Source organism: Pseudomonas entomophila (assembly GCF_018417595.1).
Taxonomy (GTDB): domain Bacteria; phylum Pseudomonadota; class Gammaproteobacteria; order Pseudomonadales; family Pseudomonadaceae; genus Aquipseudomonas; species Aquipseudomonas entomophila_C.
The window spans coordinates 1,015,470-1,039,711 of record NZ_CP070982.1; the positions used below are offsets into that span (position 1 = coordinate 1,015,470).

Here is a 24,242-nt window from a genome sequence, read left to right on the forward strand (position 1 = left end):
ACTGCATGTCCGTTAAGCACTTTATCCAAATCACCAAACCGGGGATCATTTTCGGTAACGTGCTTTCCGTGGCAGGCGGCTTCTTCCTTGCCTCGAAGGGCCATGTGGACTTCGCCCTGTTCCTGGCGGTGGTGATCGGCACTTCGCTGGTGGTCGCGTCCGGATGCGTGTTCAACAACTGCATCGACCGTGACATCGACCACAAGATGGAGCGCACCAAGAACCGCGTCATGGTGCAGGGCGGCATGTCGCTGCCCCTCGCGCTGGCCTACGCCACCCTGCTCGGGGTGGCTGGCTTCAGCCTGCTGTATGTCCAGGCCAACCCGCTGGCGGCGTTCTGCGCGCTGGTCGGTTTCGTCGTCTACGTCGGTTTCTACAGCCTGTGGCTGAAGCGCAAATCGGTGCACGGCACCTTGGTCGGCAGCCTGTCCGGTGCCATGCCTCCGGTGATTGGTTACTGCGCCGTGAGCAACAGCTTCGACCTGGCTGCGGTGACGCTGCTGGTGATGTTCAGCCTGTGGCAGATGCCGCACAGCTTCGCGATCGCGATCTTCCGCTTCAAGGATTACAGCGCCGCCAACATTCCGGTCCTGCCGGTGGCGCGCGGTATCCTGGCGGCGAAGAAGCAGATCGTGCTGTATGTGCTGGCCTTCGTCCTCGCCACCGTCATGCTGACCCTGGGCGGCTATGCCGGCCTGGGTTACCTCGCCGTGGCAGCCGCCATGGGCCTGTACTGGTTGTACATGGCCTGGGGTGGCTACAAGGCCGAGGACGACAGCAAATGGGCGCGCAAGGTATTCGGCTTCTCCATCCTCACCGTCACCGCCTTGAGCGTGATGATGTCGGTGGACAGCCAGACCGCGGCCGATGTGCTGATGACCTACGCCCGCTGACAGCTGCCTGAACAGCAAAAACGCCCCGGCTTGCCGGGGCGTTTTTTTTTGTGTCGGAAAATACATAACTATCCAGTTGACAGGGTCACGCACTTTGCTGGATTTTATCCGCCGCAGGTCAGGATGACCTGGCGGCCGTGGGTTGGCCGTACCCTCTTCCGACAAAGGACTGTACCGTGACCGTATCGAGCCTCGCTCTCTCGGCAGGCGGCGTGTTGCCGCGCCAACGCCCCCTCGCTGCCCCCATCGACACCGCACTCGCCATTCTTGAATGCCTGTTCCGCCGCCGCAGCCTGGCCCCCGGGCAGGACTCTGCGTTGGACGAGGCCGCCCTGGCACCGCACCTGCCCAAGGTGTTGGCCGCGCTCGAACAGGGCCTGCCGATCGAAATGGTGCTGCCGGCGTTCCCCGGCAAGTCGCCGAACCGCCAGAAGACCCTCGGCCCATTGCCCGATCTTGCCGAGCACCACGCCATCGACGAGCTGCACAGGTTATGCGAAGAGATCCGTGCGCTGCACGCACCGGGCGCGGTGATCCATATCTGCTCGGACGGTTATGTGTTTTCCGACCTGGTGCGCGTGCCCGATGCCCATGTTGAGGCCTACACCGACGATATCCAGCGCTACGCCGACCAGCACTACCCCGGCAGCTTCACCCTGTTCGACCTGAAGGACGCCTACCCGCATCTGGGTTGCCTGGATTCGATGCGCGAAGAGCTGATGATCGAGCACGGCCAGCCGCTGCGGGTATTGCAGCAGCGCTTCGAAGCCGAAGACCACATGATGCTGATGTACTGCGGTATCCACCGTTTCCTGTCGGAGGACTACGCCGGCCTGGCGGATTTCGCCGGCATGAGCATGAACGCGGTGAAGAAGGTGGCCAAGCCCGCGTCGCAGCGGGTGATCCAGCGCAGCGAGGCGTGGAGCGCCTTGCTGGAAGCCCGCTACCCCCAGTGCCTGCGCCTGTCGATCCACCCGCAACTGGCCGTGTCCGCCAAGATCGGCATCCGCCTGGTACCCACCAGCGACCTGTGGCGCACGCCTTGGCATTCGGTGGCCATCAAGCGCCGTGGCGTGGTCACCCTGGAGCGCCGCAGCAATGTCGACGAGCGTTACAGCCGCCTGGTGTTCAGCCGTGGCCGGCCATGCCACTACGCCAGTGTGCTGTGATGGAACGACTGGCCGATGTGCGTGCGGTGCTGTTCGACCTGGACGGCACCCTGGTGGACACCTTGCCCGATATCGCCTGGTGCCTGAATCATGTTCTGGGCCAGCACCGGTTGCCTCTACGGGCTGTCGAGTCTGTGCGCAACTTGATCGGTGGCGGGGTAGCCGCAATGATCGAACGGGTTGCGCACGAGCACGGTGTAGAAGATGCCCAGCACCTGCAAACAGCCTACAGCGCCTGCTATCGCCAGCACCTGGTCAGGCTGTCGAGGCCTTACGCGGGTGTCGAGCAGTTGCTCGAGGCCCTTGGCAAGCGCGGCCTGCCCATGGCGGTGGTAACCAACAAGGCCCATGCACTGGCATTGGCAGTGGTCGAGCGCCTGTTGCCGGCGAATGCCTTCGCCGTGGTTCTTGGTCATCGACCTGGGCAGCGGCTCAAGCCCGCGCCGGACGCCGCCCTGCAGGCCGCCGAGCGGCTCGGCGTGGCGCCTGAGCATTGCCTGTTCGTCGGTGACACGGCGTTCGACCTGCTCACCGCACAGGCCGCCGGCATGCCGGTGGCGGCGGCGGGCTGGGGCTATGGCGAGCCTGGTGTGCTGCGTGATCACAACCCACAGCTGTATTGCGAACACCCTCATCAGTTGCTCGCGGCCTTGTGCCCGGCAGCTGTGCAACCCCCGCGAGCCGAATTGACCGGTTCGCTGTAGCTTCCACTCAAGGACGACAGAAGATGCAAGACAAAGACAGCTGGGTCTCGGCCGTCAGCCAGGTGCTGGATGGTTATCTGCTCAAGGCCGAGGGTGATCGCTTCGCCGACGCCGGCAAGGCGCACCTGGCCAGGGACCTGGTACGTTGCTTCGAACGCGGTGAACCTGTGCGCATGGTGCTGCCGGGCTTCCCTTGCAAGTCGCCGAACGACCGCGACAAGACCTTTGGCGTGTTGCCGGACTTCGGCGAGGTCATGGCCATCGAACGCCTCGACCGCCTCGGTCAGGAGATCGCCGCCTTGCACGCGCCGGGTTGCGAGATCGTCATCCTCAGCGATGGCACCACCTTCAACGACATCGTCGGTGTGCCCGACGACGTTCGTCGGCAGTACAACCAGGCGTTGCGCACCCTGTGCGTCACCCACAGTATCCGCTGGGTGAGCATGGAAGACCTGTTCCCCCAGGCCAGCAGCCCGGAAGCGTTGCGTGCGACCCTGGTCAAGCAGGCCCGCCTGCCCTGGAAGAGCGTCGAAGCATTGATCGAACAGTGCCAGCAGGATGAAAACCTGGCCCGCAGCCACGACAAACTGTGCAGCCACCTCTACAACGACCTGCGCCTGTGCCGCCAGCCGGGGCAGGACGAGGACGAGCACCTGCGCCAGATCAGCCACAAGGCCTACCAGATGATGCTGCGTGGCCAGGCCCTCAACGCTGCTGTGGAGCGCTTCTTCCCCGAACACATCCGCCTGTCCGTGCACCAGTACGACAACGCCGGGCCCAAGTTCACCCTGGCCCTGGCCGACGGCCTGAGCCACGTGGCCAGCCCCTGGCATGCGGTGCCGGTGCGCCAGCTCGATGGCGGCCAGTCCTTGCGCGGCCGCGCCGAGATCGACGGCAGCCGGCATGTGCAGGTGACCTGGCAGGGGCGGCCGTGGCTGCTTCACGAAACCCAGGGTGAAGCGCTGCAAGGCTATCGCTTCGAATTGCAGAAGCTGCCGCTGTTTGGCCTGGTGGTCAGTGACCCCATGGGGCTGGGCTTCGAGCGGCTGTCCACCGAGACCTTGCAAGCGCTGGTGCGCAGTTTCGGCTTCGTTTGCCTGAGGGGCTGCGAGTACACCGACCAGGCCAGCTTCGCCGCCGACTGCGCGCGCTTCGGCACCATCTACCGTTGGGCCTTCGGCGAGGTGCACGTGGTCAAGCCAGCCGACCAGCCGCAGGGGGTGGTGCACTCACTGGAGAAGACGCCGTTGCACTGGGACCTCAACCTGCTGCCCGACAGCGATCCGTTGGTGCAGCGCGACCCCAAGTTCTGCGCCCATACCTTCATGCTCTACTGCAAGACGCCGCCGCAGCCAGGGGAAGGGCAGACCACCATCGTCGACAGCCGCAATGCCCTGGCCAAGGTTGGCCTGCGGACCGCCCGGCAGTGGCAGGGCATCGACATCACCTACTACACGCGCATGACCTATTTCGGCGGCTCACCGCGTTCTTATCCGCTGGTGGACCGCGATCCTCGCAGTGGCCAGCCGGTGTTGCGTTACCAGGAGGGTTGCGAGTCGTCGCTGCAGACCCTGGAGCAGCGCGTGGAGGGCGGTGACGAGGCCTTCCAGCGCGAACTGATCGAGCAACTGGACGGGCTGGTCTACGACCCTCATTGCCTGATCGCCCATGAATGGGCGGCGGGTGACCTGGTGCTGATCGACAACTACCAGACCTTGCACGGGCGCCTGCCCATGAGCCCGGCCTCGGCGTCGCGTGAGCTGTGGCGGGTGCAGGTGTACTGACTGGCCAGGTGCGTTCTGTGGGAGCGGCCTTGTGTCGCGAAAGGGCCGCATCGCGGCCCCAGGATTTATGCAACACCCCATAAATGCTGGGGCTGCTGCGCAGCCCTTTCGCGACACAAGGCCGCTCCCACAGGGCTTGTGTCGTTCAGTTTTTATTTGTTTTTCAATTGTTACGCCTGAAAAATTCTAATAAAACAGAAAATTATCCTTTACGAAATTTGCTCTGCGGGATTATCTTCTGAAACGGCCGCCGTAGCGGCCAACGTCGCTCGGACGGTTCCGGGCGCTTACGTCTGCAGAGGAACACATGGCCAATCCCGGTTCGCCGCGCCGCTTTGCGCGCATCGATCGTCTCCCCCCGTACGTTTTCAACATCACCGCCGAACTCAAGATGGCCGCCCGCCGCCGTGGCGAAGACATCATCGACCTGAGCATGGGCAACCCCGATGGCGCGACCCCGCCGCATATCGTCGAGAAGCTGGTGCAGGTCGCCCAGCGCGAAGACACCCACGGCTACTCCACCTCCCGCGGCATCCCACGCCTGCGCCGCGCCATCTCGAACTGGTACAAGGAACGCTACGACGTCGCGATCGACCCGGAGAGCGAAGCCATCGTCACCATCGGCTCGAAAGAGGGTCTGGCGCACCTGATGCTCGGTACCCTCGACCATGGCGACACCGTGCTGGTGCCCAACCCCAGCTACCCGATCCACATCTACGGCGCGGTGATCGCCGGTGCCCAGGTGCGCTCGGTGCCACTGGTGCCGGGCGTGGACTTCTTCAACGAACTGGAGCGGGCGATCCGCGAGTCGATCCCCAAGCCGAAGATGATGATCCTCGGCTTCCCGTCCAACCCCACCGCCCAGTGCGTGGAGCTGGACTTCTTCGAGCGCGTGGTGGCCCTGGCGAAACAGTACGACGTGCTGGTGGTGCACGACCTGGCCTATGCCGACATCGTCTACGACGGCTGGAAGGCGCCGTCGATCATGCAGGTGCCAGGCGCCAAGGACATCGCGGTGGAGTTCTTCACCCTGTCCAAGAGTTACAACATGGCGGGCTGGCGCATCGGCTTCATGGTGGGTAACCCGGAACTGGTCAGCGCCCTGGCGCGGATCAAGAGCTACCACGACTACGGCACCTTCACCCCGTTGCAGGTGGCGGCCATCGCCGCCCTGGAAGGCGACCAGCAATGCGTGCGCGACATCGCCGAGCAGTACCGCCAGCGCCGCAACCTGCTGGTCAAGGGCCTGCACGAGCTGGGCTGGATGGTCGAGAACCCCAAGGCCTCGATGTATGTCTGGGCCAAGATCCCCGAGGCTTATGCGCACCTGGGCTCGTTGGAATTCGCCAAGAAGCTGCTGGCCGAGGCCAAGGTCTGCGTGTCGCCGGGGATCGGTTTCGGTGATTACGGTGACGACCACGTGCGTTTCGCCCTGATCGAGAACCAAGACCGGATTCGCCAGGCGATCCGCGGGATCCGCCAGATGTTCCGGGCCGATGGCCTGATCAGCAAATAAGCTTCAAGCCTTAAGCTTCAAGCCGCAAGCGTAGCTGTGCCATGCAGCCTTCTTGCGGCTTTTCCTGATCGGCGAGGCAGGGAAGGCACAGCGCTTTTTCTTGCCACTTGTCGCTCACGGCTTGAGGCCGCGATGAGCGGCCATCTTTTTTTCTTTCCCCCTCTTCTCAGCCGTTCGCGCTTGGATTACAAATGGCGCCGCGGGCGCTCGCCCTCATAACAACAACCTCCCTCCCTGGCCATCATGTCCGAACAGAACCCTTGCCTGACCTGCGGCGCCTGCTGCGGCTACTTTCGTGTGTCTTTCTTCTGGGGTGAATGCCAGTCCGCCGGCGGCGTGGTGCCCGACGATCTGGTGGTGCAGATCAACCCGACCCGCGTCGCCATGATCGGCACCGACGCCAAGCCTTGCCGCTGCGTCAGCCTGGGTGGCGAGATCGGCACGCAGGTGGCGTGCAGCATCTATGAGAACCGCTCCAGCCCGTGCCGCGAGTTCGAGGCTTCCTGGGAGAACGGGGTGCACAACCCCAGCTGCGACGATGCCCGGGCGGCCTATGGCCTGCCACCGCTGACACCGCCAGGGGCCAACGAGCCGCATTGGCCGGATGACGGCGCCGAGGTGGCCTGACGCGGCGTATGAAACCTCTGTAGGAGCGGCTTCAGCCGCGATCACCCGCAACGCGGGTGCCGCATACCGCGATGCCAGCATCGCGGCTGAAGCCGCTCCTACAAACGTCTAACCTGTTCACGCTTTGGCAAAGTGACATGACCGTTCGTCGGTTGGATCCAGCCAGGATCCCCTTGAAACCCGCGAAACACGTGCCGCCTTGAAAAAGTATTAACACCATTTGATCCCCTCCAACGCCGTACTGCCCGTCCTACAGCGGCTACACATTCCCTCAAAGGAAATTCGTAGCCATTGATCAGGCGTTTCGGCCGTCGCGTGTTTCGCTGCTCTTTCTCACCCCGCTGCACACGCATTCAAGGACTGAATTGCCTGATCCACGAAGGAGCTCTCCGTGGACAGACGTGCCGCCTCCCGTTTCCCCTCCCGTTTCTCGCATCTGTCCCTGGCCATCAGCCTGGGCGTCGGCGCCTTGGCCTTCGGCCTGACGAGCGAGCAGGCGCTGGCCGTCTGCAGCGCAGCCGGCTCCATCATTACCTGCAACGGTGCGGCCAACCCCCTGGCACCCAGCTATACCAACGGCGGCAGTGGCCTCACGGTCAACGTCAACCCGGGGGCCTCGCTGGGCACCCTGCTGGGCGTGGGTGGCACGTCCCTGTCGCTGGCCGGCAACAACAACACGCTGAACAACTCCGGCACCATCGACCCGACCTTGCTCGGGCTGCTGAGCATTCAGTCTTCCGCCGTGCTGATCGGCAACACCGGCACCGGCAGCACGCTCAACATCAACAACAACGCCACGGGCGTGATCAAGGGCACCGGCGCCTTGCTGGGCGCCAACCTGCTGAACCTCACAGGCATGGCGCTGGACGCGCGCAACGGCGCCGCTGGCACCACCACCATCAGCAACGCCGGCAGCATCGGCTCCTCGGCGCTGGCCAGCCTCACCCTGGTGAGCGAGGACACCCCGGTCATCGCCGTCACCGGCGGCAGCACGGTGAACTTCACCAACACCGGCACCATACTCGGTCGGGCAGCGTTCGAGGCCTCGGCGGCGGGCAACACCTTCACCAACGCCGGCACCCTGACCGGCAGCCTGGCGATGGGCGCCAACAGCACCAACCGTTTCAACGCCATCACCGGCTCCAGTGTCAGTGCCGGGCTCGGGGTCGGCGTGGCCTTGCTGGTCACCAGCAACCCCAACCTGGCCTTCGCGGCGGCAGGCAAGATCGATGGCGGCGCCGGTGGCACCAACACCCTCGCGTTGCAGAACGCCATCGGAGGCGGTAGCGGGACCAGCGGCAGCGGTACCATCAATGCCACCAACTACATCAACTTCAGCCGGCTGATCGTCGACAGCGGCACCTGGAGCCTGATCGGCCAGGTGCTCAACGGCACCACCCAGACCACCCTCAATGGCGGTGCACTCAGCTTCGATAACTCCAGCGCCTTCGGCAGTGGCGGCATCACGGTCAACGGTGGCAGCCTGCAGGGCAGTGTCGGCGGGCTGAGCCTGGCCAATGCCCTGACCCTCAACGCCGGTCTGAGCGTTGGCGGCGCCAACGACCTGGCCCTCAATGGCGTGGTCTCGGGGGTAGGCGGGCTGACCAAGACCGGCGCCGGCCTGCTCACCCTTGGCGCCACCAACACCTACAGCGGCGGCACCACCCTGGCCGCCGGCGGCCTCAACCTGACCAGCGCTGCGGCGCTCGGCAGCGGCGGGCTCACCGTCAGCGGTGCCGGCAGCCTGCAAGGCAGCGTGCCACTGGTGCTGAACAATAACGTGACGTTGAACGCGGCGCTGACCTTGCCTGGCAGCAACGCCCTGACCCTGGGCGGCGTGCTCAGCGGTACCGGCTCGCTGGTCAAGAGCGGCAGCGGTGGCCTGACCCTGAACGGCGTCAACACCTACAGCGGCGGCACCACCATGGCCAGCGGCACCCTCACGCTCGGCAATGCCAGCGGCCTGGGCAGCGGCGCATTGGGCCTGACCGGCAACGGTACCCTCGATACCACGGCGACCATGACCCTGGCCAACGCCATCAACCTGGGCAGCAACACCCTGACCTTGCCGGGCAACAACGCCCTGACGCTCAACGGCCTGATCGGCGGTACCGGCAGCCTGGTCAAGAACGGTGCAGCCGACCTCACCCTCAACGGCGTGAACACCTTCAGCGGCGGCACCAGCCTGGGCGCGGGCAAGCTCACCGTCGGCGACAGCGCCGCGCTGGGCACCGGCGCCCTGGCGCTGACCGGCAATGCCAGCCTCGATGCCAGCACCGGAGTCAGTCTGGCCAATGCGCTCAACCTCGGGGCCAACACCCTCAACCTGCTGGGCACCAGCGCCACCACCCTGGGCGGTGTGATCAGCGGTACCGGCGCGCTGATCAAGAACGGTGCCGGCGACCTGACCCTGAACGGCAACAGCACCTTCAGCGGCGGCCTGACGCTCAACACCGGCAAGCTCACGGTCGGCCACAGCAACGCCCTGGGCGGCGGCGCGCTGACCCTGGGCGGCAACGCCAGCCTCGATGCCAGCACCACGGTCAACCTCGGCAACGCGGTCAACCTCGGCGCTAACACCTTGAACCTGTTGGGCACCAGCGCCACCACCCTGGGCGGCGTGATCAGCGGTACCGGCGCGCTGGTGAAAAGCGGCAGCGCCGGCCTGACCCTCAATGGCAGCAACACCTTCAGCGGTGGCACTACCCTCAACGCGGGCGTGCTGACCGTGGGCAACAACAACGCGCTGGGTACAGGCGCGCTCAGCCTGGGCGGCAACGCCAGCCTCGACGCGGGTGCGACGGTCAACCTGGGCAACGCCATCAACCTGGGCGGCAACACCCTGACCCTGCCCGGCAGCAATGCCGCCACCCTGGGCGGTGTGATCAGCGGTACCGGCGCACTGGTCAAGAACGGTGGCAGCAACCTGACCCTTTCCGGGGCCAACACCTTCAGCGGCGGCCTCAGCCTCAATGCCGGCACCCTGACCCTGGCCAGTGCCGCCGCCCTGGGGACCGGCGCATTGTCCGTCGGCGGCGCGTCGACCCTGGCCAACACCACGGCCTTCACCCTGAACAACGGCGTCAATCTCGGCGCCAACCTGACCCTGGCCGGCGCCAACAACCTGGTCCTGGCCGGCAACCTCAGCGGCACCGGTGGGCTGACCAAGAACGGCAGCGCCAGCCTGACCCTGGCCGGCAACAACACCCAGAGCGGCGTCACCACGCTCAACGCCGGTACCCTGGTGCTGGGCAGCGCCACCGCGCTGGGCAGCGGGGCGCTCAACGCCGCGGCCGGCACCACCCTCGACACCAGCGTCGCCGGGCTGAACATCGGCAACGCCGTGAGCCTGTCCGGCAACCTCACCCTCGCCGGTAGCAACGACCTCACCCTGGGCGGTGTGATCTCGGGTGTCGGCGGCCTGACCAAGAACGGCAGCACCACGCTGACCCTCACCGGCGCCAACACCCAGGTCGGCGCCACCAACCTCAACGCTGGCGCCATCGTGGTCGGCAGCAACACCGCGCTGGGCAGTGGCGCGCTCAATGCCGCCGCAGGCACCAGCCTGGATGCCAGCAGCGCGGTCAACCTCGGCAACGCCGTCAACCTCGCCGGCGCGCTGGGCATCGGCGGCAGCGCCAACCTTGGCCTTGGTGGCTTGATCAGCGGCGCGGGCAGCCTGATCAAGAACGGCAGCGCGACCCTCACCCTGTCCGGCCCCAACGCCTACCTGGGCGGCACCACCCTCAACGCCGGTGGCCTGGTGTTGGGCAACGGCGCCGCGCTGGGCGTGGGCAAGCTCACCGTGGCGGGTGCGGGCAGCCTGGATACCACGGCGGCTCTCAGTGTCGGCAACGCTGTCACCCTCGATGCCGACCTCACCCTGGCCGGCAGCAACAACCTGAGCCTCAACGGCGTGATCGACGGCACCGGCCGGCTGATCAAGAACGGCACCGCCACGCTCACCCTCGGTGGCCTCAACAGCTATGCCGGCGGCACGCTGCTCAATGCCGGCGGCCTGGTGCTCGGCAACGGCAGCGCGCTTGGCACGGGGACCCTGACCGTGGGCGGCGCCGCAAGCCTGGACAACAGCAGCGCCATCAGCCTGGGCAACAACGTCGCGCTCGACGCCAATCTCACTCTCGGCGGCAGCAACGCGTTGACCCTGGGTGGCGTGCTCAGTGGGGCAGGGCAACTGGTCAAGAACGGTGCGGCTACCCTGACCCTCGACGGCGTCAACACCTACACCGGTGGCACCACCCTGAATGCCGGTGGTGTGGTTGTCGGCAACGGCGGCGCCCTGGGCAGCGGCGCCCTCAACGTGACCGGTGTCGCCAGCCTCGACAACAGTGCCGCGCTGACCCTGGCCAACGACATCGGCCTGGGCGCCAACCTCACCCTGGGTGGCAGCAACAACCTCACCTTGAGCGGTGCTCTCAGCGGCACGGGCGGCTTGATCAAGAACGGCTTGGCCGACCTGACCCTTACCGGCAACAACACCTTCAGCGGCGCCATCGACCTGGTCGGTGGCAGCCTCACCACCGTGGGTACTGGCGCGCTGGGCAATGCCTCGTCGCTCAACGTCGGTGCCGGCGCCAGCCTCAACCTGGGCGCCAGCGCCGGGGTCGGCAGCCTGAGTGGTGCCGGCACGGTGAACGTGGCCGGTGGCGGCAACCTCACCGTGGGTGGCAACAACTCGAACAATGTCTTCAGTGGCGTGCTGGCGGGCGCTGGCGGGCTGATCAAGAACGGTACTGGCAGCCTGGAACTGTCGGGCGTGAACGTGCTGGCGGGCAACACCTCGGTCAACGCCGGCCTGCTCAACATCACCGGCGCCCTGGCCAGCGCCAACGTGCAGGTCAACAGCGGCGCCAGCCTGGGCGGCACCGGCAGCCTGCTGGGTGCCCTGGATATCGCCAACGGCGCGCACCTGCTGGCCAACAGCGGCGCGACCCTGGCCACCGGCGCGCTGACCCTGCACAGCGGCTCGATCCTCGATTTCGGCCTGGGCTCGCCGTCCACCGGCGGCACCGCGCTGGTCAACGTCAACGGCAACCTGACCCTCGACGGCACCCTCAATGTCACCGATATCGGCGGCTTCGGCACCGGTATCTACCGCCTGTTCGACTACACCGGCGCCCTGGTGGACAACGGCGTGGTGATCGGCAGCGTGCCGGGCAGCGTGCTGCCGGGCGACTTGCAGGTGCAGACCTCCATTGGCAGCCAGATCAACCTGCTGGTCGGCGGTGCCACCGGCACCGTGCAGTTCTGGGACGGCGGCCAGAGCGTGCCCAACGGCGTGATCGACGGCGGCACGGGGACCTGGAACGGCGTCAACACCAACTGGACCGACGTCAACGGCGTGCTCAACAACACCTGGACCAGCGACTTCGCGGTGTTCCAGGGTACCGCGGGCGATGTCACCGTGGTCGGCACCCAGGCCGCCACTGGCCTGCAGTTCGTCACCAACGGCTATCGCCTGATCGGCGCCGGTGGCCTGGACCTGGTCAACGGCAGCAACGGCGCCTTCACCGTGCGGGTTGATCCGGGTGTCACCGCCACGCTGAACGTCGGCCTCTCGGGCAGCGGCCAACTGGCCAAGCTCGACAGCGGCACCCTGGTGCTCAACGCTGCCAACAGCTACAGCGGTGGCACCCTGTTCAATGGTGGCAGCATCGTTGTGGGCAACAACACGGCCTTCGGCACCGGGGCGGTCAGCGCCGCCGCTGGCACCAACCTGGACAGCAACACCGCTGTCACCCTGGGCAATGCCTTTGCCCTGGGTGGCGCCTTGACCGTCGGCGGCAGCGCCGACCTGGGCCTGGCAGGCGTGGTTTCAGGTACCGGCAGCGTGATCAAGGCCGGTGGCGCCAACCTGACCCTCGGCAACGCCAACACCTACAGCGGCGGTACCAGCCTCGGGGCCGGTACCCTGACCTTGGGCAATGCCCAGGCGCTGGGTACCGGCGGCCTGACCGTGACGGGCGCCGCCAGCCTGGACACCAGCGCTAACCTGGCATTGGCCAATACCATTGCGCTGAACGCCAACCTCACCCTGCCGGGCAGCAACGACCTCACCCTCAACGGTGCGCTCAGTGGCACCGGCGGTTTGATCAAGGCCGGCGCCAGCACGCTGACCCTCAACGGCAGCAACAGCCAGCAGGGCAGCACCAGCCTCAACGGCGGCACCTTGGTGGTGGGCAGCAACACGGCGTTGGGCACAGGGGCTCTGAATGCGCTGGGTGGCTCCACCCTGAGCAGCAATGCCAACGTCACCCTGGCCAACCAGCTCAACCTGGCCGGCAACCTGACCATCGCCGGGGCGCAGAACCTGACCCTGGGCGGCAACGTCAACGGCGTCGGCGGCCTGACCAAGACCGGCAGCGGCACCCTAACCCTGAACGGCACCAACGGCAACCTGGGCAACACCAACCTCAACGCCGGCACCCTGGTGCTCGGCAGCGCCAGCGCCCTTGGTCTCGGCCAGCTCAACGCGGCGGCCGGTACCACGCTGGACAGCAATACCGCGCTGAACATCGGCAACACCGTCAACCTGGGGGGCAACCTCACGATCACCGGCAGCAACGACCTGGGCCTGGGCGGCCTGGTCACCGGCGCCGGCAGCCTGACCAAGAACGGCGCCAGCAACCTCACCCTCAGCGGCGCCAACACCCTGGCCGGTGGCGTGACCCTCAATGCCGGCACCCTCACCCTGGGTAACAGCCAGGCCCTGGGCAGCGGCACCCTGACCGTCGGCGGCGCCAGCAACCTGGCCACCAGCGGCCCCCTGACCCTGGCCAACCAGGTGACGCTGAACGACACCTTGAGCCTGCCGAGCAACAACAACCTGACACTGAACGGCGTGATCAGCGGAACAGGTGGCTTGACCAAGACCGGTTCCGGCAGCCTGACGCTTGGGGCCGCCAACACCTACCAGGGCACCACCACCCTCGGGGCCGGCAACCTGACCCTGGGCAACAACACCGCCCTGGGCTCCGGCAACCTGGCCGTGACCGGCAACAGCACCCTGGCCAGCATCGGTGTGTTGCAGGTGGCCAACGCCATCGGCCTTGGCACCGGCACCACCCTGGGTGTCAGCAACACCCAGACACTGACCCTCGATGGCGTCATCAGCGGTGACGGTGGCCTGAGCAAGCTGGGCAGTGGCCAGTTGATCCTCAACGGCAGCAACACCTACACCGGTGGCACCGCATTGCAAGCGGGCAGCCTGCTGCTGGGTAATGCCAGCGCCTTGGGCAGCGGCGCGCTGAACGTGAACGGCGCCGCCAGCCTCGACGCCAGCCAGGCACTGGCCCTGGGCAACGCTGTCAACCTGAGCGGTGGCAACCTCACCCTCGGCGGCAGCCAGGCGCTGACCTTCAACGGTGTGGTCGCGGGCAACAACAGCCTGATCAAGAACGGCGCCGCCAGCCTGACCCTCAACGGCAGCAATACCTACAGCGGCGGCACCACGCTCAATGGTGGCACCCTGGTGGTCGGCAGCAATACCGCCCTGGGCACCGGCGCCCTCAGCACCGGCGCCAACACCAGCCTCGATGCCAGCGGCGCGGGCGTCACCCTGGCCAATGCCGTGCACCTGGGCGGCACGCTCAACGTGCCGGGCAGCGCCAACCTCACCCTCAATGGCGTACTCGACGGCGCCGGCGGCCTGAACAAGTCGGGCGCCGCCACCCTGACCCTCAACGGCGCCAACAACTACCTCGGTGGCACCACCCTTGGCGCCGGCCAGCTGGTGGTCGGCAACGACAACGCGCTGGGGCAGGGTGCCCTGACCGTGGCCGGGGCCTCGACCCTGAGCGCCGGCAGCAGTGTCACCCTGGCCAACAACGTCACCCTCAATGCCGGCCTCACCGTCGCCGGCAGCAATGACCTGACCCTCAACGGCGTGCTCAACGGCACCGCCGGCCTGGTCAAGAACGGCAGCGGCAACCTGACCCTCAACGGCAACAATGGCTATCAGGGTGGCACCCAGCTCAACGCCGGGCGCCTGACCGTGGGCAACAGCGGTGCCCTGGGCACCGGCACCCTGGCGGTCACCGCCGATGCTACCCTGGCCAACAGCGCACCCATGGCCCTGGGCAACACCATCGCCCTGAGCAACGGTGCCAACCTGACCGTCGAAGCCGCCAACGCGCTGATCCTCAGCGGCGACCTCGGCGGCAGCGGCAACCTGGTCAAGACCGGTGTCGATGACCTCACCCTGGTCGGCGTCAAGACCTTCACCGGCAACGTCGATATCCAGGCCGGTTCCCTTACCGCCCTGGGCAGCGGCGTGCTGGCCAACGTCGACACCCTCAACGTCGGCGCCAGCGGCCAGCTCAACCTCAACGGCAATGCCAGCCTGGGCAGCCTGACCGGCAGCGGCCAGGTCGATGTCGGTATCGGCAGCGTGCTGAGCCTGGGCAGCAACAACCTCAGCAGCACCTTCGCCGGCGGCCTCAACGGCCTCGGTGGCCTGACCAAGGTCGGTACCGGCACCCTGACCCTGTCGGGCACCGGCAACCTGGCCGACAACACCCAGGTCAACGGCGGCACCCTGAAAGTCGATGGCAGCCTGGGCAGCAACCTGCTGACCGTCGCCAGCGGTGCCACCCTGACCGGTAGCGGCACCGCCAATGCCACCGTGGTCATCAACAACGGCGGCCACCTGGCCGGGCAGAGCGGCAGCACCCTGGGGCTCGGCAGCCTGGTGCTCAACAGCGGCTCGATCGTCGACGTCGGCCTGGGCGCGCCGTCCACCGGTGGCACCGCGCTGTTCAACGTCGGCGGCAACCTGACCCTCGACGGCACCCTCAATGTCGGCAGCATCGGCGGCTTCGGCAACGGTGTGTACCGGATCTTCGACTACACCGGCTCGCTCACCGACAACGGCCTGGACTTCGGCAGCCTGCCGGGGGGCGTGGGCCTCGGTGACGTGAGCCTGCAGACCGCCCTGGCCAACCAGGTCAACCTGCTGGTCAGCGCCGCTGGCCTGAACATCCAGTTCTGGGACGGCAGCCAGAGCGTGGCCAACGGCCAGGTCGACGGCGGCGCGGGTGTGTGGAACGCCGCCAACACCAACTGGACCGACCTCAACGGCGTGACCAACAGCACCTGGGGCAGCACCTTCGCGGTGTTCCAGGGCACGGCGGGCGACGTCACCGTCGACGGCAGCCAGACCGTCAACGGCATGCAGTTCGTCACCAACGGCTATCGCCTGCTGGCCGGCACGGGCGGGGCGCTCGACCTGATCAACGGCTCCAGTGGCGATACCAGCGTGCGCGTCGACCCGGGCGTGACGGCCACCCTCGATGTCGGTTTGACCGGTGTCGGCAAGCTGAACAAACTCGACACCGGCACCCTGGTGCTCAATGGCAGTAACAGCTACAGCGGCGGCACCACCCTCAGTGGTGGCACCCTGGTGCTGGGCAACAACAGTGCCCTGGGCAGTGGCGTGCTCGACACCGCCGCAGGCACCACCCTCGACAGCAACGCCGCGGTGGCCTTGGGCAACGCCGTCGTCCTGGGTGGCCCGCTGAATATCGCCGGCAGCAACAACCTCGCGCTCAACGGCAACATCAGTGGTGCCGGTGGCCTGCTCAAGGCCGGCAGTGCGCGCCTGGCGCTGGCGGGCAACAACACCTTCGCCGGCAACACCGCGCTCAACGGCGGCACCCTGGTGCTGGGCTCCAACACCGCGCTGGGCACCGGCAGCCTGAACGCCGCCAGCGGCACCAGCCTGGACAGCAGCCAGGCCGTCACCCTGGCCAACAACGTCAACCTGGCCGGCCCGCTCACGGTGCTGGGCGGCAACGACCTGACCCTCGGCGGCAGCGTCGCCGGCGCAGGCCGCCTGCTCAAGGCCGGCGCCGCGCGCTTCGCGCTGATGGGCGCCAACACCTACAGCGGCGGCACCGACCTGCAGTCCGGCACTCTGGTGGTCGGCAACAACGCCGCCCTTGGTACCGGCGGCCTGGACGTCACCGGCAACGCCAACCTCGACAGTGCCAGCGCCGTCAGCCTGACCAACCCGGTGAATGTCAGCGGCATCCTCAACGTGCTGGGCAGCAACGACCTGCAACTGGATGGCGTGCTCAGCGGAGGCGGCACGCTCAACAAAAGCGGCCTGGCCGACCTGACGCTGTCGGGCAACAACACCTTCAGCGGCGTGCTCAACATCCTCTCCGGCAGCCTGAGCACCATCGGCACCACCGCCCTGGGCACCCAGAGCGCGCTGAACGTCAGCACCGGCGCCAACCTCAACCTCGACGGCAACACCACCCTTGGCGACATCGGCGGCACCGGCGCGATCCAGATCGCCACCGGCAACAGCCTGAACGTCGAAGGCGGGGTGTTCGATGGCAATATCGCGGGCACTGGCACCCTGAACAAACTGGGCGCCGGCACCCTGTCGCTGAGCGGCAGCAACAGCCACACCGGCAACACCAACGTGCAGGCTGGCCGGCTGCGGGTGAACGGTTCGCTGGCCAGCAGCGCGGTCAACGTCGCCAGCGGTGCCACCCTGTCCGGCGCCGGTAGCCTCGGCGGCGCAGTGACCGTGGCCAGCGGCGGTGCCCTTGCGGCCACCAGCGGCGCCACCCTGAGCACGGGCAACCTGATCCTGGACAACGGCTCGAGCTTCAACGCGGCCCTCGGTGCACCGGTCGGTGGCGCCGCCGCGCTGGTCGATGTGGCGAACAATCTCACCTTGGGCGGCACCCTCAATGTCACCGACATCGGCGGCTTCGGCGCCGGGGTGTACCGCCTGTTCGCCTATGGCGGGAGCCTGGTCAACAACGGCCTGGCCATCGGCAGCGCGCCGGTGCCGGTCACCGACCTGACCGTGCAGACCGCCGTCGCCAACCAGGTCAACCTGGTGGTCGGCGGGGCCAGCAACGTGCTGTTCTGGGATGGCAGCCAGAGCGTCGCCAACGGCCTGATCGACGGTGGCAGCGGCACCTGGAACGCCGTCAACAGCAACTGGACCGACGCCAACGGCGTGCTCAACCAGACCTGGAACGACACCTTCGCCGTGTTCCAGGGCGCGCCGGGCACCGTCACCGTCGACGGCAGCCACACCATCACCGGCCTGCAGTTCAGTACCAATGGCTATGTGCTCAACGCCGGCGCCGCGGGTGAACTGCTGGGCAACGGCGCCACCAACCTGCGCGTCGACACGGGCGTCACTGCCACCCTCAATGTCGCCCTCAACGGTACCGGCAGCCTCGCCAAGCAGGACGCCGGCACCCTGGTGCTCAACGTCGCCAACGGTTACAGCGGTGGCACCGCGCTCAACGGCGGCACCTTGATGGTGGGCCATGACAGCGCGCTGGGCAGCGGTACCCTGACCGCCGCAGCCGGCACCACGCTGGACAGCAACAAGGCGGTCACCCTGGCCAACAGCGCTGTGCTCAATGGCGCCCTGGCCATTGCTGGCAGCAACGCCCTGACCCTCAACGGCGCCATCAGCGGCAGCGGCAGCCTGGTCAAGAACGGTGCCGGCCAGCTGACCCTGGGCGGCGCCAACAGTTACACCGGCGGCACCCAGATCAACGCCGGCAGCGTGGTGGGCAACAGCACCAGCCTGCAGGGCGCCATCCTCAACAACGCCGCGCTGACCTTCGAGCAGAACGCCAACGGCAGTTACACAGGCAACCTCACCGGCAACGGTACCTTGACCAAGAACGGCAGCGGCGAACTGCTGCTGACCGGCATCAACGGCCTGACCGGCGCCACCACCGTCAACGCCGGCAGCCTGCTGGTCAACGGCCGGCTCGACAGTGCCACCGTGCAGGTCGCCACCGGCGCCCGCCTGGGCGGCAGCGGCACCTACGGCGGCACCGTGCAGATCGCCGACGGCGCCACCCTGGCCGCAGGCCAAAGCGCAACGCCGTTGACCGTGGGCAACCTCAACCTGAGCTCGGGCAGCGCCCTGGACTTCAGCCTGGGTGCCCCGGCCGCGTCCACGACGGTGGTCAAGGTCAACGGTAACCTGGTGCTCGACGGCACGCTGAACATCACCAATCTCGGTGGCTTCGGCACCGGTGTCTACCAGCTGTTCAGCTACAGCGGCAGCCTTACCGACAACGGCCTGGTGTTCGGCGCCATCCCCGGTGGCGTGGCCCTGGCCGACCTCGGCCTGCAAACCGCCATCGCCAACCAGCTCAACCTGGTGGTGCAGAACTACGGTGAAGAGCTGCAGTTCTGGAACGGCGGCAAGACCAACCCCGACGGCAGCATCGGTGGCGGCAGCGGTACCTGGGGCCCGAACACCAACTGGACCAATGCGTCCGGCACCGCCTCCACTGGCTGGAGCGGCCAGTACGCCGTGTTCGGCGGCGCCCCGGGCACCGTCACCGTGGTCGGCAACCAGTCGTTCTCCGGCATGCAGTTCCTCAGCGACGGCTACCAGGTGGTCCCGGGCGCGGGCGGCAGCCTGACCCCGGTCAACGAGGCTGATGGTGGCCTGGCGCCGGTGCGGGTCAATGCCGGCGCCACCGCCGTGGTCAGCGCACCGCTGGTGGGCACAGGCGGTATCGAGAAGCTCGACGCCGGCACCCTGGTGCTCAGTGGCGCCAACACCTACAGCGGCGGTACCACCGTCAGCGGTGGCACCCTGGTGGGCAACACCACCAGCCTGCAGGGCAACATTCTCAACAACGCCAGCCTGGTGTTCCAGCAATCGGTCAACGGCACCTTCAATGGCACCCTGAGCGGCACCGGTACCACCACCAAGCAAGGGGCCGGTACCCTGCTGCTGACCGGCAACCAGCCCACCACCGGCGCGTTCAACGTCAACCAGGGCGTGCTCCAGGTCGGTGACGCGGCCCACCCAGGCACCACCCTCGGCGCCCAGGTGACCGTGGCCAACGGCGCCGCGCTGACCGGCAACGGCACCGTCGGCGGGCTGGTCAACAACGGCACGGTGATGCCCGGGCCAGGCGGCAACCTGAACGTGGCCGGCAACTTCACCAACGGCCCCAGCGGCACCCTGGTCATCGACCTCGGCGTCGAGCCGGTGAACTACCTGAACGTGGGCGGTACCGCCAACCTGGGCGGCAGCCTGCAGGTGCTGAACGTCGACGATGATGACGGGGTGTATACCGTGGTCAACGCGGCCGGTGGCATCAATGGCACCTTTGCCGGCACCAACCTGAGCAACTCGGCGTTCCTCAACAGTGTGCTCGCCTATGGCACCAACCAGGTGACCCTGTCGGTCAGCCGCAACGGCACCTCGTTCGCCGACGTCGCCGCCTCCGGCAACCAGCGCGGTGTCGCCACCGCCCTGGAAAGCGCCGGGGCCCCGGCGGCGCTGCGCAACACCATCGTGACCATGGACCGCGACTCGGCGCGCAGCGCCTTCGACAGCCTGTCCGGCGAGATCCATGCCAGCACCGCGACCGTGCTGATCGAGGACTCGCGCTACATTCGCGACGCGGTCAACGACCGCCTGCGCCAGGCCGACTGCACCCGCGAGAACGACCCACGGCGCACCCTGGCGCCCACCGCCAACCAGCAGCTCACCAGCGAAGGTTGCCAGGGCCAGGCCGTGGGCTGGATCCGCGCCATCGGCGGTTGGGGGGACTACGACGGCAACAGCAACCATGCCAGCGTCGACCGCGACCTGTCGGGCTTCATGCTGGGTGTGGACCGTGCACTGGATGACGAGTGGAAGGTCGGTGTCGCCGCGGGCTACACCCGCTCCAGCATCGACGCCCACCGTCGTCGTTCGGACGCTACCGTCGACAGCTACCACCTGACCACCTACCTGGGTTACCAGCTCGACGCCTTCGCCGCACGCCTGGGCGTGGCTTACGCCTGGCACGACATCGACACCAAGCGCGATGTCGCGGTGGGCAGCTACGACGACCGCCTCAAGGCCAAGTACAAGGCACGCAGCGCCCAGGTGTTCGGCGAGGTGGGGTATGCCATCGATGCCGGTGGTATCGCCCTGGAGCCGTTCGCCGGGTTGGCCTACGTCAACTACGACAGCGACACCGCCCATGAGAAGGGTGGGGCTGGGCGGTTGGAGGGCAAGGTCGACCAGGACGTGACCTACTCCACCCTCGGTGTGCGGGCGGGCAAGCACATCAAGCTCGACAGTGGTGGCACCATCACGCCACGGGTCTCGGTGGGCTGGCGCCATGCTTTCGGTGACGACAAGCCGGATGCCGACCTGCGCTTTATCGACGGGGGTTCCGGGTTCAGCACCGAGGGCGTGCCGATTGCCAAGGATGCGGCAGTGGTCGAGGCCGGGCTGGACCTGAGCGTCGGGGCCAGTGGCAAGCTGGGGGTTGGGTATTCCGGGCAGTTGTCCAACGAGAACCGCGACCATGGGGTGGTGGTGAGCTTCAGCATGGGGTTCTGAGGGGGACGGGAGAGGGGCGGCGCTCATGAGATCGAGCGCCGCTCGCGGATGAATCCGCTCCTACAATTATTGCAACGTGGGCATGATTGTCCGCCTTGTGGGCACGACGCGGTATCTCGGCTGGCAACCATGGCCTCACAGGTGCGGCACGTTGCAACAGATGTAGGAGCGGATTCATCCGCGATGCGCCGCGCGGGCGGCGCTCGATCTCATGGTCGCTGCAACTCCCCCGGCGAACACTTCGAAAAGCCAACGCCTAACCTCCGTCAGACATTTCCGAATCTGAAACAAAATCCTTCAGCCGGTCGGCGCTTGGGACCTATCCTACGCGCCTGCCGGAAGGCTCCGAATTGGCTGGAAATTACTCCGGGGGTAACGTCGCTGGGTCGTCAAATTTGGCGACCGGGTGTGAGAAGCCCGTTGTGTAACCAAGTCGACCTTCCAGACTATGGCGGTCGTACGCGTGCAGGCTTTGGCCTGGCCGTGGATTTCATGGTTGCACACGGTCTTCTCACCATGCGTACGGCTGCCACCCTTGTCTGTGAGAAGGATGGAGGTGGCTTCTTCATTGAAGGAGTGACCATGAAAAAACTAGTACCTGACCCACCTTACCCAATCCCCTTCGTCACCATCATCAGCGACCTCGCCCCCGAGGAAGCCATGGCCCACGCCAACAAGCTGATGCACACCCTCAGCGACACCATTCACGCCTACACCCACTGCCCACGCGACGAACGCCTGGACGTGCTGATGGACAGCGCCGAAATCCTCGCTCAACTGGTCATCGCGTTGGTCCGCCACGCTCGGGCCAAGGGGGCGCCGGTATGAGCGACGACCATAAGCCCGGCCCAACCCAGGGCACGACCACCTGCCTCGAGATCTTCCGTATCCAGCCGGGCATTCCTTTCGATCACGCCTTCAGCGACCTGTCGGTGCTGCTCGGGTGCGTGGCGCATTTCACCACCGAGGCCGAGATGGAGGGCGATCTCATGGCCGCCAGCGCCGCGCGGATTCTCAGCGGGCTGGCCAAGGGGCTGATCGATGATATGGAGTTGGGGCTGAGTAAAGGCAAATAAGCGCATCCCTTATCGAGACTGCCAGGCAGTCTCGATAAGGCAAGGTCAATAAGGGCTGACCAGGATGGCCAAGAGTGTGACCAAGGCGATCGGCGCGAAGAGCACCATCAACACGAGTATCAGGTGAATGAAGGCTTCCATGGTTTATCGTTGCGTGCCTCCAAAGAATGCCCAGCTGTGGAAAAACACCATGAAGAAACAGAAGACGAACGAGGCAGGCCAAAGCCACTCGTACAGCTCTGTGATGTCAAACACCAGTAGGAACTGCCTGTGGAGCGCCATGTAGAGGTACAGTGCGCCGATCAGGGTGTTGTAGAGATAGCTGGTTATGGCGCCAAACCAGAAAAACTCTCTCCGCGCCAGGTAACGCCTAAACATTACTGAAACAATAATGTCCGCTGTGATGAACGCGGTGAGAGCAAATATCATTTCCGGAAGTATTCCATGATCAACTGATAGGTCGTGACGCTGCTGACAAGGCCCTCCAGAAACAACGTGTGATGCCCCATCACACGGAATGCTCGCGCTCGATCAATGTCGTGATATTTATAGAGACGCCACGCTCCTGGTTTTAGTAATTTTCGAAAAAATACACCGTAACCTGCCAATCCTATATCTACCGTGTAGTAGGCGAGATTTCCCTCTCTCTCGGCATACCCTAGCTTCCCAGCGACTTGCTGATACCCCTTGCGAACCGGGCCGATAGTATTGTTCCTCTTATTCCACATATTGTTTCCGTTTTCGTAAACGTTGTTTGCGCCATGGGCGAGCATGGGTGCACCAAAAAAAGTGCATAAAATTGGGCCAGTGGCGCAGGCGCCCGCGCCAGCTGCCACCTGACTCACTCCGCCAACAAACCCAATCACCTGCTGGCCAAGCTTTTCAGCCTGGCCCCGTAAACTCACCTCTTCCGCCTTGAGCAACTTCAGCCCGTCTTCTGGGCTCAACTGTTGCAACGCCACCTTGTCCACGACCTGTTTGGAGAAATAGGCTATCTCCCGGTTGAACTGCATTCGTGCCATTCCATGGCGCAAATGACGTGCGCTAACTGTGCAGGCGAACGCTGTGAGCCGCGTAGCGGCTTGGGTGACATCCCAGTAGTCAGGCCCAAGTGGATAACTCTCCTGGCGTGCGTTCATGCTGGATCCTGCCAAGCAGAATGGGCCGAGGTATTGGCTGTATGGTGAATCCAACTGATATCGCGATAGCGGATGGCCAGGTATTCCTGAGCCTCTTGATCGTTTTGCAGCATGCTGTGAGGCATGTCCATCCGTTGCTCGACCAGTACGGCGCCACCGAGTTTGATGGTGAAGTAGCACTCGAGTTGCCCGGCGGGGTTGGTGCGGTAGAAGTTGAGGTCGCACTCCAGTCGCTCGCCGCTATCCACCGCTTGGGCCAGTAGTGGCGTAGCCTTATCGACGAACTTGGTGATCAGGATCGGTTCATGGAGCGAACGTTGGTTGTCGTCGCCGCGGGTTAGTTGATGGGCGAGTGACAACACCATCACTTCGTCGGTGTGGTCAGCCTGACAGCGGTTGCCGATGGAGGCCTCGGTGGAGCAACCTGCCGAGATCAGGCCCTGACGCTCGCCCGTGATGGAAAGATAACCGTGATGTGCCATGGACTAATTCCTTGTCTGTAGAAGTGCAAGACACTAAGGCAGGCGGCCTTGTGCTGTATGCAGGATCGCTCCGACAGCGCAATAGGAAACGCCTGCATAAGGCGAGGCCTCAGTCCTACAGTTGGGGCGCCAATTTAAACACCATGGTGCAAGACCACCTGCCTCGGGATCTTCCGTATCCAGCCAGGCATTCCTTTCGAACACGCCTTCAGCGACCTGTCGGTGCTGCTCGGGTGCGTGGCGCATTTCACCACCGAAGCGGAGATGGAGGGTGACCTCATGGCCGCCAGCGTTGCGCGGATTCTCAGCGGGCTGGCCAAGGGGCTGATTGATGATATGGAGTTGGGGTTGAATCGGTAGTTCATCGCGGGAATAGCCCTGTGTGTTCAGGGTGTTCGGCGGAAAAGTTGTAGCGCCCTTTAGACCGCGCGCCGCCCGCGCGGCGCATCGCGGATGAATCCGCTCCTACATCTGTTGCAACGTG

General features: G+C 65.7%; 13 protein-coding genes. 10 read left to right on the plus strand and 3 right to left on the minus strand.

Going from position 1 to position 24,242, the window contains the following annotated elements:
• Nucleotides 1-5 precede the first annotated feature (5 nt).
• From cyoE to JYG34_RS04515, 9 genes are all read left to right on the plus strand, one after another.
• Complete coding sequence (cyoE, locus tag JYG34_RS04475; protein ID WP_213659647.1) at nucleotides 6-893, plus strand: heme o synthase; 888 nt, start codon at nucleotides 6-8, stop codon at nucleotides 891-893.
• A gap of 176 nt (nucleotides 894-1,069) precedes the next feature.
• Complete coding sequence (locus tag JYG34_RS04480; RefSeq protein ID WP_213659648.1) at nucleotides 1,070-2,062, plus strand: isocyanide synthase family protein; 993 nt, start codon at nucleotides 1,070-1,072, stop codon at nucleotides 2,060-2,062.
• Complete coding sequence (locus JYG34_RS04485) at nucleotides 2,062-2,766, plus strand: HAD family hydrolase (RefSeq protein ID WP_213659649.1); 705 nt, start codon at nucleotides 2,062-2,064, stop codon at nucleotides 2,764-2,766. Before JYG34_RS04480 ends, JYG34_RS04485 begins: the two co-directional genes overlap by 1 nt.
• Before the next feature lie 23 nt (nucleotides 2,767-2,789).
• Nucleotides 2,790-4,550, plus strand: a complete 1,761-nt coding sequence (locus JYG34_RS04490; protein WP_213659650.1) for an isocyanide synthase family protein — start codon at nucleotides 2,790-2,792, stop codon at nucleotides 4,548-4,550.
• A gap of 307 nt (nucleotides 4,551-4,857) precedes the next feature.
• Complete coding sequence (alaC, locus tag JYG34_RS04495) at nucleotides 4,858-6,066, plus strand: alanine transaminase (protein WP_213659651.1); 1,209 nt, start codon at nucleotides 4,858-4,860, stop codon at nucleotides 6,064-6,066.
• A 243-nt stretch (nucleotides 6,067-6,309) separates the two neighbouring features.
• Complete coding sequence (locus JYG34_RS04500) at nucleotides 6,310-6,693, plus strand: YkgJ family cysteine cluster protein (RefSeq protein WP_046857051.1); 384 nt, start codon at nucleotides 6,310-6,312, stop codon at nucleotides 6,691-6,693.
• Between the two features lie 391 nt (nucleotides 6,694-7,084).
• Entirely contained in the window at nucleotides 7,085-21,061 is a 13,977-nt protein-coding gene (locus JYG34_RS04505) for an autotransporter-associated beta strand repeat-containing protein (protein WP_213659652.1), read from the plus strand.
• A gap of 582 nt (nucleotides 21,062-21,643) precedes the next feature.
• On the plus strand, nucleotides 21,644-21,889 hold the full coding sequence (locus tag JYG34_RS04510) for a hypothetical protein (RefSeq protein ID WP_213659653.1): 246 nt from the start codon (nucleotides 21,644-21,646) through the stop codon (nucleotides 21,887-21,889).
• Entirely contained in the window at nucleotides 21,886-22,137 is a 252-nt protein-coding gene (locus JYG34_RS04515; protein ID WP_213659654.1) for a DUF3077 domain-containing protein, read from the plus strand. The genes JYG34_RS04510 and JYG34_RS04515 overlap by 4 nt, the downstream gene beginning before the upstream one ends.
• Before the next feature lie 144 nt (nucleotides 22,138-22,281).
• Here the strand turns inward: JYG34_RS04515 and JYG34_RS04520 are convergent, their stop codons facing one another.
• The 3 genes from JYG34_RS04520 to JYG34_RS04530 are packed head-to-tail and all read right to left on the minus strand — an operon-like array spanning nucleotide 22,282 to nucleotide 23,758.
• Nucleotides 22,282-22,566, minus strand: a complete 285-nt coding sequence (locus JYG34_RS04520) for a hypothetical protein (protein ID WP_213659655.1) — start codon at nucleotides 22,564-22,566, stop codon at nucleotides 22,282-22,284.
• Entirely contained in the window at nucleotides 22,563-23,276 is a 714-nt protein-coding gene (locus JYG34_RS04525; protein WP_213659656.1) for a DUF4225 domain-containing protein, read from the minus strand. The genes JYG34_RS04520 and JYG34_RS04525 overlap by 4 nt, the downstream gene beginning before the upstream one ends.
• Nucleotides 23,273-23,758: an Hcp family type VI secretion system effector gene (locus JYG34_RS04530; RefSeq protein WP_213659657.1), complete on the minus strand. Its 486-nt coding sequence runs from the start codon at nucleotides 23,756-23,758 to the stop codon at nucleotides 23,273-23,275. The genes JYG34_RS04525 and JYG34_RS04530 overlap by 4 nt, the downstream gene beginning before the upstream one ends.
• 168 nt (nucleotides 23,759-23,926) lie before the next feature.
• Between JYG34_RS04530 and JYG34_RS04535 the strand changes: the two genes are divergently transcribed.
• Nucleotides 23,927-24,118 (plus strand): DUF3077 domain-containing protein, encoded by a 192-nt coding sequence (locus JYG34_RS04535; RefSeq protein ID WP_213661113.1) that lies wholly within the window; start codon nucleotides 23,927-23,929, stop codon nucleotides 24,116-24,118.
• The last annotated feature ends 124 nt before the right edge of the window (nucleotides 24,119-24,242 follow it).